Source organism: Micromonospora sp. LHW51205, from assembly GCF_003315815.1.
GTDB classification, from domain to species: Bacteria; Actinomycetota; Actinomycetes; order Mycobacteriales; family Micromonosporaceae; genus Micromonospora; species Micromonospora chalcea.
In genome coordinates this window covers 907006-923076 of the sequence record NZ_QMEZ01000001.1, presented here as the reverse complement: position 1 = coordinate 923076, position 16071 = coordinate 907006, and the positions used below count along the sequence as shown (strand labels likewise).

Here is a 16071-nt window from a genome sequence, read left to right as displayed (position 1 = left end):
GATCACCACTGGCCGTCGGCCTCGACTCAGTTCGCCTCGGTGAGCTGGAACGAGCCGACCATCGCGTCGAAGATCGGCTTGCTCTCCGCGAACCGCGCGTCGGTCGAGGAGAGGTAGAACGAGTAGACCTTGCCGTCCTTGACCACGCCCCGCCAGATGCCGTGACGCATGGACTCACCCTCGCCGCAGGTGTATTCGAGCTGGCCCGCGGTCTGCCCGGCGAGCGGCTGCTCGGAAACCGACACCTCGGTGTAGGGGGCGGGACAGGTCTTGCTCTTGGCGCTGTTCTTGTTCAGGTTCCGCGAGGCGAACTCGGCCCAGCTGATCGAGGTGCCGCCCCACGGCTCGGCGATCACCCGCACCTTGCGGCCCTCGTCCTCGGGGTCGACGTAGTCGACGTAGAGGCCGCCGGTCTGCCGCTGCCAGCCCTTCGGCACCTGGATGGTCACGCCCTTGACGGTCTGCTCCTGCATCTCGGGCGCGGCGGCGGCCGAGTTCGACGGCAGCGTGCCCACGATCGGCGGTGGCGTGTCGTCGCCGCCGCTGGTCAGCGCGATCACGCTCACCAGCAGCACCACGGCGAGGCCACCGGCGGCGGCGAGCTGGACCTTGCGCGGCCACGCCTTGATCCGGCCGAGCAGGCCCTTGGCCGAGCCGAGCGCGCCGCCACCACCGGCGGCCGGAGCGGTGGCCGGCGTGGTCCACGGCTGGCCGGTGCCGGGCACCGACCACTGGTTGCCGCCGCCGTACACCGGCTGGGTGGCGTCGGCGGCACGGCCGTAGACCGGCTGGGTGGTCGGCACCTGCTGGGTGGCGTCCGCGCCGGCGCCCTGGCCGAGCCGGACCGTGGCGTCCGGCGAAATGCGCTGGGTGGCCTCGGGCGCGGGCCCGGACATCGCGCCGGTCGGGGTGTGCAGCGGTCCGGCCAGCGCGTCCGCGCTGGTCTCGTCCAGCGCGGCGTCGCCCGCCGCCGGCTTCTCGCCGGCGGGCCGCTCCCCGCGGCGCAGCGCGGCGAGCCGGTCGGTCAGCGACTCGTCCGGACCGATCATGGCCCGACCGCCGATCTGGCCGCTCGGCTTCGGCTCGGCCGCGATGGCCGGCGGCGTGGTCGGGCGCGGCACCGGCACCACCGCGTACGGGTCGGTGACCGAGTTGACCGCGGTGGCGGTGCTGGTCAGCGGCCCGGCGAGCAGTTCGCGCAGGTTGGCGCGGGCCCGGTGCACGTCCATCCGGCGGGCCGGGTCCTTCTCCAGCAGCCCCATCAGCACGCCGGTGAGCGGGCCGCTGCGCTGCGGCGTGGCGGGCGGGTCCTCGACCACGGCGTGCATGGTCTCGATCGGGTCGCCCTTGTCGAACGGGGGACGGCCCTCGACCGCTGTGTAGAGCGTCACGCCGAGCGAGAACAGATCGCTGGGCGGCCCGAACTCCTGGCCCATGGCCCGCTCGGGGGAGATGAAGTGCGGCGAGCCGAGCACCATGCCCGGCGTGGTGAGCTGCACGTCGGTGGGCATCCGGGCGACGCCGAAGTCGGTGAGCACGCAGCGGCCGTCGGAGCAGATCAGCACGTTGGCCGGCTTGACGTCGCGGTGCAGCACACCGATGGCGTGCGCCACCTCCAGCGCGCCGAGCAACGCGATGCCGATCTTGGCGACGGCGCGCGGCGCGACCGGCCCGTCCTCGATCACCATGTCGGCGAGGCTGCGGGCGTCCAGCAGTTCCATCACGATCCACGGCCGGCCGCCCTCGGTGACCACGTCGTAGACCTGCACCACGGCCGGGTGCTGGATCGCGGCGGCGGCGCGGGCCTCCCGCAGCGTCCGTTCGTAGAGCGCGTCGCGGTCGCTCGGGGCGAGCCCCGGCGGGAGGACGACCTCCTTGACCGCCACGTCGCGGCGCAGCAATGTGTCTGTGGCCCGCCAGACCGTGCCCATGCCTCCGTTGCCCACCGGGGAGCGCAGCGAGTAGCGACCACCGATGGTGGTGCCGGGCGCCGCGCGTCCAGTGGGGGGACTGGCCGGTCCGCCGCTCCACGTCGGAATCTGAGTCACAGAAAAGCCACCGGGGGATATCGAGGGGGCTGGGACACAACCCCTCTATCTTGCTGGTTCCGACGCCCGATGCGAAACCCGACGCGGCGGGCGTTTACCTACTCGACGGTATGTGGCCGGTTGCTCACCTCCGGTGGTGTGCCGTGGCCAGGTGTGCGGTATCCCTCACCCACCAGGCGGTCAGCGCGTCCTACCATCCGGTAATGAGCGATGCGCGGTCAAGCGAGTCGGGTTTCCCGATCCAGGGCGTCTACACGGCGGCAGACCTTCCGGCGGACCTGGAGGCCCGGCTGGGCGAGCCGGGCGAATTCCCGTACACCCGCGGGGTCTACCCGACGATGTACACCTCCCGGCCCTGGACGATGCGACAGTACGCCGGCTTCGGCACCGCGACCGAGAGCAACGCGCGGTACCACCAGTTGCTGCGCGCCGGGACGATGGGCCTGTCCGTCGCGTTCGACCTGCCCACCCAGATGGGGTACGACTCGGACGACCCGATCGCGCACGGCGAGGTGGGCAAGGTCGGTGTCGCCATCGACTCCATCGAGGACATGCGCACGCTGTTCGGCGGCATCCCGCTGGACAAGGTCTCCACCTCGATGACGATCAACGCGCCCGGCTCGGTGCTGCTGCTGCTCTACCAGCTCGTGGCCGAGGAGAACGGCGTGCCGGGGGCGGCGCTCAACGGCACCATCCAGAACGACATCCTCAAGGAGTACATCGCCCGGGGGACGTACATCTTCCCGCCGAAGCCCTCGCTGCGGCTGGTCGCCGACACGTTCGCCTACTGCCGGGCCGAGGTGCCCAAGTGGAACACCATCTCGATCTCCGGCTACCACATGGCCGAGGCCGGCGCCTCGCCCGCGCAGGAGGTCGCGTTCACGCTGGCGAACGGCGTGGAGTACGTCCGCGCGGCGCTCGCCGCCGGGCTCGCAGTGGACGACTTCGCGCCCCGCCTGTCGTTCTTCTTCGTGGCCCGCACCACGCTGCTGGAGGAGGTCGCGAAGTTCCGCGCGGCCCGGCGCATCTGGGCCCGGCTGATGCGTGACGAGTTCGGCGCGAAGAACCCGAAGTCGATGATGCTGCGGTTCCACACCCAGACCGCCGGCGTGCAGCTCACCGCCCAGCAGCCGGAGGTGAACCTGGTCCGGGTGGCGGTGCAGGGTCTCGGCGCGGTGCTCGGTGGCACCCAGTCGCTGCACACGAACAGCTTCGACGAGGCGATCGCGCTGCCCACCGAGAAGGCGGCCCGGCTGGCGCTGCGCACCCAGCAGGTGCTGGCGTACGAGACGGACCTGACCGCCACCGTCGACCCGTTCGCCGGGTCGTACGTGGTGGAGGCGATGACCGCCGAGGTGGAGGCGGCGGCCACCGAGCTGATGGACCGCGTGTTCGACCACGGTTCGGCGGTGGACGCGATCGAGGCCGGTTTCCAGAAGCGCGAGATCGAGCAGTCGGCGTACCGGATCGCCCAGGAGATCGACTCGGGTGAGCGGGTGGTGGTCGGCCTCAACCGGTTCCAGATCGACGAGGAGGAGCCGTACGAGCCGCTGCGGGTGGACCCGGCGATCGAGGCGGCGCAGGGGGAGCGGCTGGCCCGGCTGCGCGCCGAGCGGGACTCCGGCGCGGTGGAGCGCGCACTGGCCGAGCTGCGTTCCGCAGCCGAGGGCGACGCCAACGTGCTCTATCCGATGAAGGAGGCGCTGCGCGCCCGGGCCACCGTCGGCGAGGTGTGCGGCACGCTGCGCGAGGTGTGGGGGATCTACCGGCCGAGCGATCGGTTCTGACGTTTTCAGGCGGCGGTCCCGTCGGCGCACGCAGGTGCCCGGCGCGGGCCGCCGTCGTGCGTCCGGTAGTGGTCTGAACTGGGCAAACGGGGCCGCTGAGGCGTACCGTTGGTCCCCTCCCGGGCGACGGCGCCCGGCCGGTCACGGCGGGTGGCCGGGCGGTGGCGCCCGGTGCCGCGCGTGTGCGATTCGGCGATTCGGGTAACCGGATCGGATGAACGGGACGGACAGCCTGTGCGGTCGACGGCCGGGCGGTCATGTCACCGTCGGGAGTCTTCCGGCAGCCGACAGTTGTCGCGCAATTGTCCGAGCGGCGGTTAATTGCCGTGACTAATGCGACAATTCGGAACAGCGGCCCGGATATTAGTGGCCGTTGAAACGGTTACGCGTTGTAGGAGGTGGGAGGCGGATGACGGGCTCCGACCGTGATCTACCTGCTGTCCCGCAGATATTCGAGCACTCTCACCAGGGCATTCGTGACGCTGCGCGGTCCGACCGCTACGCGAAAGATGTTGCGCAGCGTCACCGCCGGAGGTCTAGGCTGTCTGCTGTTCTACCCGATGATCCATCCATCTCTAGTGATCGAGAATTCGACGTGACGAGTGCGTTGACGCTGCCTTCCGGCGGCCCGCTGGCGTCGTCCCGGCCCGAGGCGCCGACCGGTTCCCAGCCCCTGCCCTTCGAGCTCGACCATCTCCTCGCGCTGCGCGTGCCCGGCCTGATCGCGACCCGCCGGCACCTCCACTCCCACCCGGAACTGTCCGGCGAGGAGTTCGAGACCGCCGCCCTGGTGCACCGCGAGCTGTCCCTCGCCGGGCTGAAGCCGCGCCTGCTGCCGAAGGGCAACGGCGTCATCTGCGACATCGACGGACGCCCGGACGGCCCGGTGATCGCGCTGCGCGCCGACATCGACGCGCTCCCGCTGGACGACCCGAAGGACGTGCCGTACCGCTCGACGGTGGAGGGCGTCTGCCACGCCTGCGGCCACGACGTGCACACGTCGGTGATGCTCGGCGTCGGCATGCTGCTGGCCCAACTCGCCGACATCGGCCAGCTCGACGGCCGGGTACGGCTGATCTTCCAGCCGGCCGAGGAGATCCTGCCCTGCGGCTCGCTGGAGGTCATCGAGGCCGGCGGTCTGGAGGACGTGGTGCAGATCTTCGCGCTGCACTGCGACCCGAACCTGCCGGTGGGCAAGGTCGGCCTGCGGGTCGGCCCGATCACCGCCGCCGCCGACAACGTCACCGTCCGGCTCACCGGGCCGGGCGGACACACCGCCCGCCCGCACCTGACAGTCGACCTGGTGGACGCGCTCGGCCGGCTGGTGACCGAGGTCCCGACCCTGATCAGCCGCCGGGTGCCGGCCAACAGCGGGCTGCTGCTGGTGTTCGGCCACGCCTCGGCCGGCACCCGTTACAACGTCATCCCCTCCGAAGCGTGCGCGGCCGGCACGCTGCGGGTGATGGACCGCGACACCTGGGACGAGGCGCCCAAGATCGTGGCTCAGGTGGTGCGGGACGTGCTCGCGCCCACCGGCGCCACTGTCGATCTGGAATACCTGCGCGGCCGGCCGCCGGTGACGAACGACGCCGGCGCGATCGGCGTGCTCACCGCCGCCACCGCCGCCGCGCTCGGCCCCGACGGCATCGCCGAGACGCCGCAGAGCATGGGCGGCGAGGACTTCTCCTGGTACCTGGAGCACGTCCCCGGCGCGCTCGCCCGCCTCGGCGTGGGCCGCAGCGGGCCCAATGTGGACCTGCACCGGGCCTCGTTCGACGTGGACGAGCGCGCCATCGAGGCGGGCGTACGCCTCATGGTCCAGACCGCGCTGCGGGCACTGGCGGCGGCGCGCTGACCGGAGCGTCGGCCGGACCGGCCGGGCCCGGCGGCATCGGGCCCAGGCCCGGCTGCGGCATCGCGCCCGGGCCGGGCGGCGGCGTCCGCCGGGCCCGCCGGCGCCGCCACAGGAGCAGCAACCACAGCGGTACGCCGATCACCACCGCGAAGGGCAGCACCGCCCCGAGCACGGTCAGCGCGATGCGGGCCGAGGCCCGGAACGCCGTCCACCCGCCGTCCAGCCCGCTGCGGAAGCCCAGATCCGCCTCCTCCTCGGCGGTGCTGGCGTCCTGCCCGAGCAACGTCACGGTGATGGTGGAGAGCGCGGTCAGGTCCGCCAGCCGGCGCTTGCGCGCCTCCAGCGCGGCCAGGTCCGCCTGACGGCTGCCCACCTCGTTCTCCAGCCGGACCAGCTCGTCCACCGAACTCGCCTGGGCGAGCAGCTTGCGGGCGCTCTCCACCCGCGCCCGCTGGGTGGCGATCCGGGCGTCCAGGTCGACCACCTGCTCGGTGACGTCCTCGGTGCGGATCTCCCGGCGCTCCTGGCGGCCGAGGCCGGCGAGCTGGTCGATCACACCGGCGAACTTGTCCGCCGGCACCCGCAGGGTCAGCACCGCCCGGGCCTCGGCGGAGCGGCTCGACCGCCGGTCGCCGCCGACGAACCCACCGGCCGCTGTCACCGCGGTGACCGCCTCCCGCGACGCGGCCTCCACATCGTCCACCCGGATCTGCATCGTCCCGGTGTAGATGATGGACCGCTGGTCGACCCGCAGGTCCGCGCCGCCGGTGCCGCCGGGAGCCGCCTGGTCGCGATCCGCGCCGCCCGCGGCGGGCTGCTCGCGCGCCGCGCCTCCGTCCATGGCCGGCGCAGCCGCGTCGCCGCCGCTGTCCTCGTCCGCGCCGCAGGCGCCCATGGCGAGCGCCGCGACCAGGCCCACCGCCACCAGGGCAAGGCCCCGGAACCGTCGTCCACCCATTCCCCGTACTCCGATCGTCGGCGGCCCCGCCCACCGGGACCGATACCTCGGACGTGGCGCGTGGTCGCGCCGGTTCCGGCAGACTGCGCTGAGGACATCACGATTCGGTATGCGAGGAGTCACGATGCACGTCACCAAGTACTCGCACTCCTGTCTCCGGCTGGAGCACGACGGGGCGGTGCTGGTCGTAGACCCGGGTGGCTTCAGCGAGCCGGAGGCGCTGGACGGGGCGGACGCGGTGCTCGTCACCCACGAACACCCGGACCATGTGGACGTCGCCGCGCTCACCCGGGCGCTGGAGCGGCGGCCGGTGCCGGTGCACGGCCCGGCCTCGCTCGCCGGGGTGCTCGGCGACGCCGCCGAGGCGCTCGTCACCGTCTCGCCGGGGCAGTCGCTCACCGTCGCCGGAGTGCCGGTGCGGACGTACGGCGGGCAGCACGCGGTCATCCACCCGGACATCCCGGTGATCCCGAACATCGGCTACCTGTTCGCCGACGTCCTCTACCACCCGGGCGACGCGCTGTTCGTCCCCGACGACGTGCAGGTGGACACGCTGTTCGCCCCGATCCACGCGCCCTGGTCGAAGTTCTCCGAGGTGGTCGACTTCATCCGCGCGGTCGCCCCGCGCCGGGCGTACGCGCTGCACGACGCGCTGCTCAACGGCAACGGCCTCGGCGTGCTGGACCGGCAGTACACCGCGTTGTCCAAGACCGACTACCGCCGTCTGGAGCCGGGCACCCGGATCGACGTCTGAGCATGGCCGAGGTGCCCGCGGAGGTGATCCGGCAGCTCTACGCCACGCCGCCGGACCGGTTCGTCGCGGCCCGGGACGCCGCCGTCGCGCAGGCGCGGCAGTCCGGCGACCCGCGTACCGCCCGCGAGATCGCCAAGCTGCGCCGGCCCACGGTGGCGGCCTGGCTGGTCAACCTGCTCGCCATCCGCCGGCCCGAGCTGGTCGCCGACCTGAGCCAGCTGGCCGAGTCGCTGCGTGCCGCGCAACGCGACCTGCGCGGCGGCACGCTGCGGGAACTGTCCGCGCAGCGGCGCGCCGTCGTGGGCGCGCTGGTGGCGGAGGTACGCCGTCTCGCCGCCACCGAACCCGCCGCGCCACCGGCCGGGCGGCTGCCGCTGGGCGAGGTGGAGGCGACACTCAACGCCGCGCTGTCAGACACCGAGGTGGCCGAACAGGTACGCGCCGGACGCCTGCTGCGGGCCAGCCACTACGCCGGGTTCGGCGAGGTGCCCCGCCCCCAGCTGCGGCTCGTGACAGGGGGCGAAGAGGCGCCTGTCGTACCGGATCGGGCGGCCGAGCGGGCCGACGCGCGCCGGGCCCGCGACGAGCGGGCGGCGCGGGCCGAACGGGCCGGGCGGCGGCGGACCGCGACCCGGGAGCTGACCCGGGCCCGGACGGACCTGGACCGGGCCGAGAAGGAGCTGGCGGCGGCCGACGCGGCCGAGCGGGACGGCGCCGCGACGCTGGACCGGATCGAGACCGAACTGGCCGAGCTGGAGCGTCGCCGGGCCGTGGCCGAGCAGGAGCTGAGCCGGGCCCGGCTGGCCCGGCGGGGCGCGGAACGGGCGGTCACCGCGGCCCGGCGCCGGGCCGGTGAGGTGGAGGCCGTGTTGGAGGCGCTCGACGCCGAAGAGGGGGATGCCGACACCGGTGACGACCGGGCAGACTGAGCGTGATGAATGGCTACGGTGGAGTGACGGGCGGCCGATGACTCCGGAACAGCTCGCCGCCGCCTGCAAACCGCTGGTGCTCGAACTCGGGGAGGCGTTCGCGCGCTGCCCGTCCACGCTGCGCCGGGCGCGGCTGCTGGGCATCTCCGGGTGGGCCTTCTACATCACCGGACGGGCCGGTGCGCTCGGTGACGTCCGCGCCGAGACGGTCGCCGCGGCGCTGGGCTTCATCGCCCCCGAGGCGGTCACCGACGGCTGGGACGCCGCCGCGCGCACCGTCCCGCCGCTGGAGGTGGCCGCCGCCAACCTGGCCGAGTGCTGCCGGTGGGGCACCGCCCGGCTCGGTGACGGCGCCGAGTCGTCCCGGCTCGCCGCGCTGCTGGGCCGGGCGGTCGAGGCGGCGGACGGCAGCGGCATGCCGCTGTTCGCCGCCTGGCGGGCCATGCCGGTGCCCGATCCGTCGCCGGGCGCCCGGGCGGCGGTCGGCATGCTACTGCTGCGCGAGCACTTCGCCGGGGCGTACCTGCTGGCGGTACGCGCAGCCGGTCTGACCCCGCTGGAGGCGGTGCTGGCCGGGCCGGAGGGCGAGGCGGGCGCGGCGGCGTGCGGCTGGGCGCCCCCGTACCCGCCGGTCGGGCCGCTGGTGCGACGCCGACTGTGGGCCGAGGCGGTGACCGACCGGCTGGCGTCGGCGGCGTTCCGCGCGCTCAGCACCGCCGAGGGGGCGGAACTGCTGGGTCTGCTCGGCGCCGCGCGGAAGCGCGCCCGGCGCGGATAAATGGGAGGCGGCCCCGCCGGTCCGGCTGCCAGGATCTGGCCCGTGACGCTCCCCGCCGGCTGGTCGGCCCGCCGCCCGACCCTCGACGACGTGCCCGCGATCCTGGCTGTGGTGCACGCCTCCGACACGTTCGCCGTGGGCTACCCCGACTTCGACGCCGAGGATGTGCGGTCCGCGCTGATCGCGCCGTTCGTCGACCCGGCGCGGGACTCCTGGCTGGTCACCGACCCGGACGGTACGGCGGTGGCCTGGTCGATCCTGGCCAACCCCAGCGGTGTCGGCCGGGAATGGGTGGACGTCCTGGTCGACCCCGACCGTGGCGCCGACCTGCGTGCGCCGCTGCTGGCGCGGCTGCTGGAGCGGGTCGCCGAACGTGCCGCCGAGCGCGGCCTGCCCGCGCTCACCGCCCGCGCCGGCGTGTACGCGCCGGAGACCCGCTGGGCCGGTGAGCTGGCCGAGGCCGGGTTCACCCGGATCAAGCGCTACATCCGGATGAGCCGCTCGCTGGCCGACCTGCCCGCCGAGCCGGCGCCCCCGCCCGGGGTGACGGTGCGGCCGCTGCGCGCCGACGACGAGAACGACCTGCGGCTGTTCCACCGGATCTACGACACCGCGTTCCGGGACACGCCCGACCACGACCCGCTCGACTTCGAGCAGTGGCGGGACCTGCTGCCCTCGTACGGGAAGGTCTGGGACGAGTGGTTCCTGGCCGAGGTCGACGGCGAGCCGGCCGGCGCGCTCCAGTCCTCCGACCAGGCGCTCGACCAGGACCGGGGGTGGGTGCGGACGCTGTCGGTGCTGCCCGCGTACCGGCGGCGCGGGGTGGGTGCGGCGCTGCTGCGCCGGGCCTTCGCGGTCTACGCGGCGAAGGGCCGCGAAGGGGCCGGGCTCGGCGTCGACCTGGCCAACCCGACCGCACCGGTCACGCTCTACCGCTCCGTCGGGCTGGTGGAGGAGCGCTGGGTCGACATGTACGAGCGGAGCGTGCCCGCCTCGCGGGTGTGACCCGGCACCCCTCGTACCGGGGTCGCCGAGCGCGGGTGCGGCCGCACGGCGCACACTGTGGGTGTGGGAGACGCGCTACGCGGACGCGGTGCCGGTGGGGCGGGACCGCAGCTCGGTGACGTAGTCGTCCGGCGCGCCCGCCTTCTCCGCGGCGTTCGCCAGCTCCGACAGGTACCACGCGGTGGGCAGCCCGCCCTCGTAACCGTCGAACACGTAGACCCACGCGGTCACGTCGCCGTCGAGCGTCGACACGCGCACGGTCAGCCTGCGGTACGTCTCGGCGGTCACGCCCTCGATCTCGTCGAGCTGCGCGGCGTCGTACGGGTGGATGTCGTAGAGCGCCACGAAGACCCGGTCACCCGGGGACTCGACAACGGTGCTGACCGAGCCCTCCCATCCGATGACGTCCTCGCCGGCGAAGGTGAGCCGCCACCCTTCCAGCCAGCCGGTACCCACCATCGGCGAATGCGGGCAGTAGGCGCGCATGCGGGCCGGGTCCAGGTTTGAGCCGTAAGCAGCGTAGAGACGCACGGCGACGACGATAGCCCGGCTGGCGGGTGGGGGAGAATACGACAGTGCGTGTCGAACCCGACGGGGAGAAGAAAGTCACTGTGAGCACAGACGAGGGGCTAATGCTGTGAGCCAGATCGTGATCATCGGCGGCGGGCCGGCCGGGTACGAGGCGGCCCTGGTCGCCGCGCAGTTGGACGCCGAGGTCACAGTGGTCGAGGCGGAGGGGGCCGGCGGCGCCTGCGTGCTCTCCGACTGCGTGCCCTCCAAGACGTTCATCGCCAGCTCCGAGGTGGTCACCGGCTACCGGGACACCGAGGAGTTCGGCGTGCACTCCGACGGCCTGGAGGCGGTCACCGTCGACGCCCGGGCGGTGCACGAGCGGGTCAAGCGGCTCGCGCTGGCGCAGTCCGCCGACATCCACACCAAGCTGGTCAAGGCCGGCGTCGAGTTCGTGGCCGGCACCGCCCGGCTGGGCGAGGACACGCTCGGCCACACCCACCGCGTGATCGTCACCCCGGCCGGCGGCGGCGAGGAGTACTCCATCGCCGCGTCGACGGTGCTCGTCGCGACCGGCGCGACCCCGCGCCAGTTGCCCACCGCCGTACCGGACGGCGAGCGCATCCTGACCTGGCGTCAGGTGTACGACCTGCCCGACCTGCCCGAGCACCTGATCGTGGTCGGCTCCGGCGTGACCGGCGCCGAGTTCGCCAGCGCGTACCTGGCCATGGGCGTCAAGGTCACGCTGGTCTCCAGCCGGGACCGGGTCATGCCGCACGAGGACGCCGACGCCGCGATGGCGATCGAGCGGGTGTTCCGCAACCGGGGCATGAGCATCCTGAACAACTCCCGCGCCGAGGCGGTCCGCCGCGTCGGCGACGGGGTGGAGGTGGTGCTCTCCGACGGCCGCCAGGTCACCGGCTCGCACGCGCTGATCGCCGTCGGCTCGATCCCGAACACCGCCGACCTGGGCCTGGCCGAGTACGGCGTGGAGCTGGCCCGGGGCGGTTACGTGACTGTCGACCGGGTGTCCCGTACCAACGTGCCGGGCATCTACGCGGCCGGCGACTGCACCGGCGTGCTGCCGCTCGCGAGCGTCGCGGCCATGCAGGGCCGGATCGCCATGTGGCACGCGCTGGGCGAGGCGGTCCGGCCGCTGCGGCTGCGTACCGTCGCGGCGAACGTCTTCACCGACCCGGAGCTGGCCACCGTCGGCGTGTCCCAGGACGAGGTGGACGCCGGCAAGACCCCGGCCCGCCAGGTGATGCTGCCGCTGTCCGGCAACGCGCGGGCGAAGATGGACGACCTGGCCGACGGCTTCGTCAAGCTGTTCTGCCGGCCGGCGAGCGGCCAGGTGATCGGCGGCGTGGTGGTGGCGCCGAAGGCCAGCGAGCTGATCCTGCCGATCACGATGGCGGTGGAGAACAACCTCACCGTCAACGAGCTGGCCCACACCATCACGATCTACCCGAGCCTGTCCGGCTCCATCACCGAGGCCGCCCGCCAGCTCATGCTCCACGAGCTGGAGTAGCCCCTTTCTTTCGTCGATCATGGAGTTGCGGCCCCCGATCCGACCGGTATGCCCGGTCTGTGCGGGGTCACAACTGCATGATCGACGACTTTGGTCAGGGCGAGGTGCAGGGCCAGGGTGGTGATGACTGCCGTCTCCGTGAGGATGAGCGCGCGCTCGATCAGGCCCAGCAGGGCCCGGTCGCCGGGGTAGGCGGACCAGATCATCGCGCCCGCCAGCAGCAGGCTGGCCACGGTCAGGCCGCGCAGCCAGGCCGCGGCTCCGGCTGGTGGATGGCGGGCCAGCAGCCAGCCGGCCACCGGCAGGGCCAGGAACGACAGCACCGAGGCGTACCGGTGCACGTACGCGGCGGTGTCCATCGGCGTACCCGGCTCGTTAGTGGGCACCACCGCCGCGGCCAGCAACCCGGCCGACCAGGCGGTGAGCAGCGCGAGCGGCACCCGGCCCGCACCAGACCGCCGCAGCGCCGGCAGCAGCACCACGCTGGCCGCCGCGAGCACCGCCATCGCGGTGTCGATGACGCCGCCCCGATCGGAGACGGCGAAGTCGCTGACGGTCAGCGACCAGGGATCCAGATCGTCGCTCACCCCGACGTGACCCATCACCGCGAGCACCGCCGCCAGGACGATCCCGCCGAGGGCCAACAGGCCGCTGCTCCGCGTTCCAGGCATACGGCCAGCCTGTCGCCGGAACCGCCCCAGACGGATCCGGGACCACCACCCACTTCGCTACCCGGGTCGTCCCCTACCGGACCCCCGAGAACTCGTCAGGCCACGTCGAGGCGGATGTTCCCGATCCGGGCGACCACGTCGAGGTGTCCGCCCAGTCCGGTCACGTAGGCGCGCAGGATGTCCAGGTTGACGCTCTCGCCGTGCTCGATCTGGCTGATCCGTGCCTGAGACAAGCCGGCCGCTTCGGCCAGCTGGGCCTGGGTCATGCCCAACTGCTTGCGGATCTCCGCCAGCTGCGCGCCGCTGACCGAAGCCAGCATCTGCTCGCGGAACTGTCCCCGCCTGGCCACACGCTCGCTGTCGTCCCACGAGGGATCGATACTTCGGGCCTTCGCCTTGACGTCGCGCCAGTTCGCCCCACCACTCATGGCTTTTCTTCCTTCAAGTTGATCAGGTGCTCCTGGAACCGCTCGTCCGCCAACGGAATGGCGAGCCGGTACCAACTCTGCCACTGCCCCGCCTTGTCCCCGGCCACCAGGAAGATGGCTTCACGGGAGGGGTCGAACGCGAAGATCATCCGAACCTCTGAGGCGCCGCTCGAACCTGGCCGTAGTTCTTTCATGTGGTGATATGCGCTGCCCTTGAGCCGGTCGACCAGTGGTCGGCCCAGTGCGGGACCGTGCTCCGCCAGCAGGTCGAGCGCCTCGCTGACGAGGTCAGCGGTGCTCGGCTCACTCGTGCACAGGCCCAGGAACCAAAGCTCGACCTCAGGATGAAGCCTGATCTCCCACACCTGGTCAATATAACGAAAGCTTATGCGCGTGCGGGTCAACTCGGGCCTGAGCGTCAGCTGCCGGTCGAGTCGGCGGTGGCCTCGGCGCGGGTCTGCCGGGCGCTGCTGATCCAGGTCATCGCCCACCCGGCCAGCGCGAACCCGGCCGCCGCCACCCCACCGATCAGCAGCAGCCGCCACGCCGAGTGGGTCAGCGCCGTACCGCCCAGATGGCCGACGAGCGCGCCGTAACTGGACCAGGCGAGCGCCGCCGCCGCCTCGTAGGGCAGGAAGAGGCGGTACGGGTAGCGGCTGCGGCCGGCCGAGAAGCAGGCCGCCATCCGGCCGCCGGGCACGAACCGGCAGAGCAGGATCACCAGCGGCCCCGGCTCGCGCAGCCCGCGGGTGACCCGGGTGACGGCCCGGCGTGCCCGTCCGCGTGGCGTGGCCCGTGCCGGCCGGCGGGTCGGCGTGGTGCGGCCGATCAGGTAGCAGGTCAGGTCGCCGATGAAGACGCCGGCCGCGCCGACAGCGATGGTGACCGGCAGGCTGAGCCCGCCGTAGACGGTCAGCGCCCCACTCGTGATCATGACGAGCTGGGTCGGCACCACCGGGACGAAGGCGTCGGCGATCAGCAGGGTCAGCAGCAGCGCGTACGCCCACATGGGCGACGCGACGTCAGAGATGAGCTCGGCCACGACCGCCACCTCGCCGGAGTTCTCCGTTCGACCGGATCGAGGGTGACGCCGTGTCCGGCGTCACCACCACCGGCCCCACCTGGCGGTGACCAGCGACACCGACGGGCCGTAGGTGTGGAACGAGCCGACCCGGCCGGAAGTGACGGATGGGCGGGGCCGCGGAGCGGGGCGGCGGATCGACGGATCGCGGCGTACCGTTGGCGGGACGCGGCACCGGAGCCGTCGGGTCCCCCGTTCCCGATGTCCGGGCCGCCGCGGGTCGCCGGCAGGTCCCGTGTCGGCGACCCGCACCCTCTCTCCGAAATCCAGGTGCGCCGGTGTCGTCCGCGCGTCTACGGTCGGGGCATGCGCAGCGCGGTAGTGACCACGACGCCGGGTGTTCCCGGCGCGCCGCACTGACGTTTCCGTCGACGAGGCCCCGGGGCGATCCGCTCCGGGGCCTCGCGGCGTTCCGGGCCTGCTCGCCTCCGGGTCGTACCCGATCAAGGAGAGCGACATGATCGACCACCGCAGGCTCGGCCGGGACCTGGAGCTGTTCGTCTCCGACCCGCTCGCGGGCGCCGGGCTGCCGATCTGGCTGCCGGACGGCGCCGCCGCCCGGCACGCCGTCGAGGAGTACGTGCGGGAGCTGGAGCGGCGGGCCGGCTACCGGCACGTCTACTCGCCGCCGCTGGGCAAACGGGAGCTGTTCGAGCTGTCCGGGCACCTCGGCTACTTCGCCGACGACATGTTCCCGCCGATGCGGCTGAGCGCCGACGACGAGTTCGTGCTGCGTCCGGCGCTGTGCCCGCATCACGCGCTGGTGTTCCGCGCCCGTGGGCGCTCCTACCGGGAGCTGCCGCTGCGGATCGCCGAGCTGGGCGGCATGTACCGGGCGGAGCGTTCCGGGGTGCTCGGCGGGCTGTCCCGGGTGCGCGCCATCTCGCTCAACGACGCGCACACCTTCTGCGCGCTGGACCAGGTCGGGGACGAGGTCCGCGAGGTCCTGCGGCTGATCGGCGAGGCGCACGCCGCGCTCGGCGTCCGCCCCGCCGGGTTGCGGCTGTCGTTGCGCGGGCCGGGCCAGCGGTACGTGGGCGACGACGCGAGCTGGGCGCGGGCCGAGGACCTGCTCCGCGCGGCGCTCGACGGGGTGGACGTCGTGGAGGCGCCGGGCGAGGCCGCGTTCTACGGCCCGAAGATCGACATTCAGATCGTGGACGCGGCCGGCCGGGAGTCGACCATCTCCACCGTCCAGCTCGACTTCGACAAGCCGGAGCGGTTCGACCTGTCGTACACCGACTCGGACGGCCGCCGGAAACGGCCGGTGATGGTGCACCGCAGCCTCGTGGGCAGCATGGAGCGGCTGTTCGCGTACCTGATCGAGGTGCACGAGGGCGCGTTCCCCGCCTGGTACGCCCCGGTGCAGTTGCTGCTGCTCCCGCTCGACGCGGCGCAGGCCGACGCGGCCGCCGGGCTGGCCCGCCGGGCCGAGGTGGCCGGGCTGCGGGCCGAGGTGGACCATGCCGGCTCGCTCGGCGCCCGCATCCGCGACGCGGCCCGCAGGCGCATCCCGTACACCGGGGTGGTCGGCCCCCGGGAGGCGGCCGACGGGTCGCTCTCGCTGCGTCTGCGCGACGGCCGGGTGCTCGACCCGATGCCCGCCGCGCAGGCGCTGGGCCTGATCGGCGCGGTGGTCGCGAGCCGGTCGGCGGCGCTGCTCCCGGTCTGACCCCGGCCCGTCCGGGTGCCGGGAAGGCACCCGGACGGGGACCGGTGTCGGACCTGTGGCCGGG

At 73.2% G+C, this 16071-nt stretch carries 15 protein-coding genes; 8 read left to right on the top strand and 7 right to left on the bottom strand.

Features of this window, described 5'->3' with window-relative positions; all coding sequences use genetic code 11:
* Positions 1 to 26 precede the first annotated feature (26 nt).
* On the bottom strand, positions 27 to 2048 hold the full coding sequence (locus DQE82_RS04255) for a serine/threonine-protein kinase (protein WP_043326728.1): 2022 nt from the start codon (positions 2046 to 2048) through the stop codon (positions 27 to 29).
* Positions 2049 to 2251: 203 nt separating this feature from the next.
* Between DQE82_RS04255 and DQE82_RS04250 the strand changes: the two genes are divergently transcribed.
* Together DQE82_RS04250 and DQE82_RS04245 are read left to right on the top strand one after the other, a co-directional pair.
* On the top strand, positions 2252 to 3835 hold the full coding sequence (locus DQE82_RS04250) for a methylmalonyl-CoA mutase (RefSeq protein WP_043326726.1): 1584 nt from the start codon (positions 2252 to 2254) through the stop codon (positions 3833 to 3835).
* Positions 3836 to 4430: 595 nt separating this feature from the next.
* Positions 4431 to 5690: an amidohydrolase gene (locus DQE82_RS04245; RefSeq protein WP_043326724.1), complete on the top strand. Its 1260-nt coding sequence runs from the start codon at positions 4431 to 4433 to the stop codon at positions 5688 to 5690.
* Here DQE82_RS04245 and DQE82_RS04240 read toward each other — a convergent pair.
* Entirely contained in the window at positions 5647 to 6648 is a 1002-nt protein-coding gene (locus DQE82_RS04240; protein WP_113972051.1) for a DUF4349 domain-containing protein, read from the bottom strand. The two genes, DQE82_RS04245 and DQE82_RS04240, sit on opposite strands and share 44 nt — an antisense overlap.
* A 124-nt stretch (positions 6649 to 6772) precedes the next feature.
* On the opposite strand from DQE82_RS04240, the gene DQE82_RS04235 reads away from it, so the two are divergent.
* The 4 genes from DQE82_RS04235 to DQE82_RS04220 are packed head-to-tail and all read left to right on the top strand — an operon-like array spanning position 6773 to position 10114.
* The gene (locus DQE82_RS04235) at positions 6773 to 7402 is read left to right on the top strand and encodes an MBL fold metallo-hydrolase (protein ID WP_043326720.1); all 630 of its coding nucleotides are present in this window, start codon (positions 6773 to 6775) and stop codon (positions 7400 to 7402) included.
* Positions 7403 to 7404: 2 nt separating this feature from the next.
* Positions 7405 to 8331: a hypothetical protein gene (locus tag DQE82_RS04230; protein WP_064447636.1), complete on the top strand. Its 927-nt coding sequence runs from the start codon at positions 7405 to 7407 to the stop codon at positions 8329 to 8331.
* A 37-nt stretch (positions 8332 to 8368) separates the two neighbouring features.
* Positions 8369 to 9109 carry a hypothetical protein gene (locus DQE82_RS04225; RefSeq protein WP_064447637.1) on the top strand — a complete coding sequence of 247 codons (741 nt, stop codon included), beginning with the start codon at positions 8369 to 8371 and terminating at the stop codon, positions 9107 to 9109.
* A 42-nt stretch (positions 9110 to 9151) separates the two neighbouring features.
* On the top strand, positions 9152 to 10114 hold the full coding sequence (locus DQE82_RS04220) for a GNAT family N-acetyltransferase (protein WP_043326715.1): 963 nt from the start codon (positions 9152 to 9154) through the stop codon (positions 10112 to 10114).
* 75 nt (positions 10115 to 10189) lie between these two features.
* Here DQE82_RS04220 and DQE82_RS04215 read toward each other — a convergent pair whose 3' ends face one another.
* Positions 10190 to 10645 carry a gamma-glutamylcyclotransferase gene (locus DQE82_RS04215; protein ID WP_030501227.1) on the bottom strand — a complete coding sequence of 152 codons (456 nt, stop codon included), beginning with the start codon at positions 10643 to 10645 and terminating at the stop codon, positions 10190 to 10192.
* Between the two features lie 106 nt (positions 10646 to 10751).
* Between DQE82_RS04215 and DQE82_RS04210 the strand changes: the two genes are divergently transcribed.
* Positions 10752 to 12155 carry an NAD(P)H-quinone dehydrogenase gene (locus DQE82_RS04210; protein ID WP_043326713.1) on the top strand — a complete coding sequence of 468 codons (1404 nt, stop codon included), beginning with the start codon at positions 10752 to 10754 and terminating at the stop codon, positions 12153 to 12155.
* A 17-nt stretch (positions 12156 to 12172) separates the two neighbouring features.
* Here the strand turns inward: DQE82_RS04210 and DQE82_RS04205 are convergent, their stop codons facing one another.
* From DQE82_RS04205 to DQE82_RS04190, 4 genes are all read right to left on the bottom strand, one after another.
* Positions 12173 to 12826 carry a DUF998 domain-containing protein gene (locus DQE82_RS04205; protein ID WP_113972050.1) on the bottom strand — a complete coding sequence of 218 codons (654 nt, stop codon included), beginning with the start codon at positions 12824 to 12826 and terminating at the stop codon, positions 12173 to 12175.
* 95 nt (positions 12827 to 12921) lie between these two features.
* Entirely contained in the window at positions 12922 to 13254 is a 333-nt protein-coding gene (locus DQE82_RS04200) for a helix-turn-helix domain-containing protein (RefSeq protein ID WP_113972049.1), read from the bottom strand.
* Entirely contained in the window at positions 13251 to 13619 is a 369-nt protein-coding gene (locus DQE82_RS04195) for a type II toxin-antitoxin system RelE/ParE family toxin (protein WP_064447641.1), read from the bottom strand. The genes DQE82_RS04200 and DQE82_RS04195 overlap by 4 nt, the downstream gene beginning before the upstream one ends.
* Before the next feature lie 53 nt (positions 13620 to 13672).
* A complete protein-coding gene (locus DQE82_RS04190) occupies positions 13673 to 14296 on the bottom strand; it encodes a DedA family protein (protein ID WP_043330647.1) in 624 nt (207 codons plus the stop codon).
* Between the two features lie 496 nt (positions 14297 to 14792).
* On the opposite strand from DQE82_RS04190, the gene thrS reads away from it, so the two are divergent.
* Positions 14793 to 16007, top strand: a complete 1215-nt coding sequence (gene thrS, locus DQE82_RS04185) for a threonine--tRNA ligase (RefSeq protein WP_113972048.1) — start codon at positions 14793 to 14795, stop codon at positions 16005 to 16007.
* Positions 16008 to 16071 lie beyond the last annotated feature (64 nt).

What these genes read in the sequence shown, in the direction of transcription:
- DQE82_RS04250 (WP_043326726.1), top strand. Translation starts at nt 2,252, where the DNA reads ATGAGCGATGCGCGGTCAAGCGAGTCGGGTTTCCCGATCCAGGGCGTC.
- DQE82_RS04240 (WP_113972051.1), bottom strand. Translation starts at nt 6,648, where the DNA reads ATGGGTGGACGACGGTTCCGGGGCCTTGCCCTGGTGGCGGTGGGCCTG.
- DQE82_RS04235 (WP_043326720.1), top strand. Translation starts at nt 6,773, where the DNA reads ATGCACGTCACCAAGTACTCGCACTCCTGTCTCCGGCTGGAGCACGAC.
- DQE82_RS04230 (WP_064447636.1), top strand. Translation starts at nt 7,405, where the DNA reads ATGGCCGAGGTGCCCGCGGAGGTGATCCGGCAGCTCTACGCCACGCCG.
- DQE82_RS04225 (WP_064447637.1), top strand. Translation starts at nt 8,369, where the DNA reads ATGACTCCGGAACAGCTCGCCGCCGCCTGCAAACCGCTGGTGCTCGAA.
- DQE82_RS04205 (WP_113972050.1), bottom strand. Translation starts at nt 12,826, where the DNA reads ATGCCTGGAACGCGGAGCAGCGGCCTGTTGGCCCTCGGCGGGATCGTC.
- DQE82_RS04200 (WP_113972049.1), bottom strand. Translation starts at nt 13,254, where the DNA reads ATGAGTGGTGGGGCGAACTGGCGCGACGTCAAGGCGAAGGCCCGAAGT.
- thrS (WP_113972048.1), top strand. Translation starts at nt 14,793, where the DNA reads ATGATCGACCACCGCAGGCTCGGCCGGGACCTGGAGCTGTTCGTCTCC.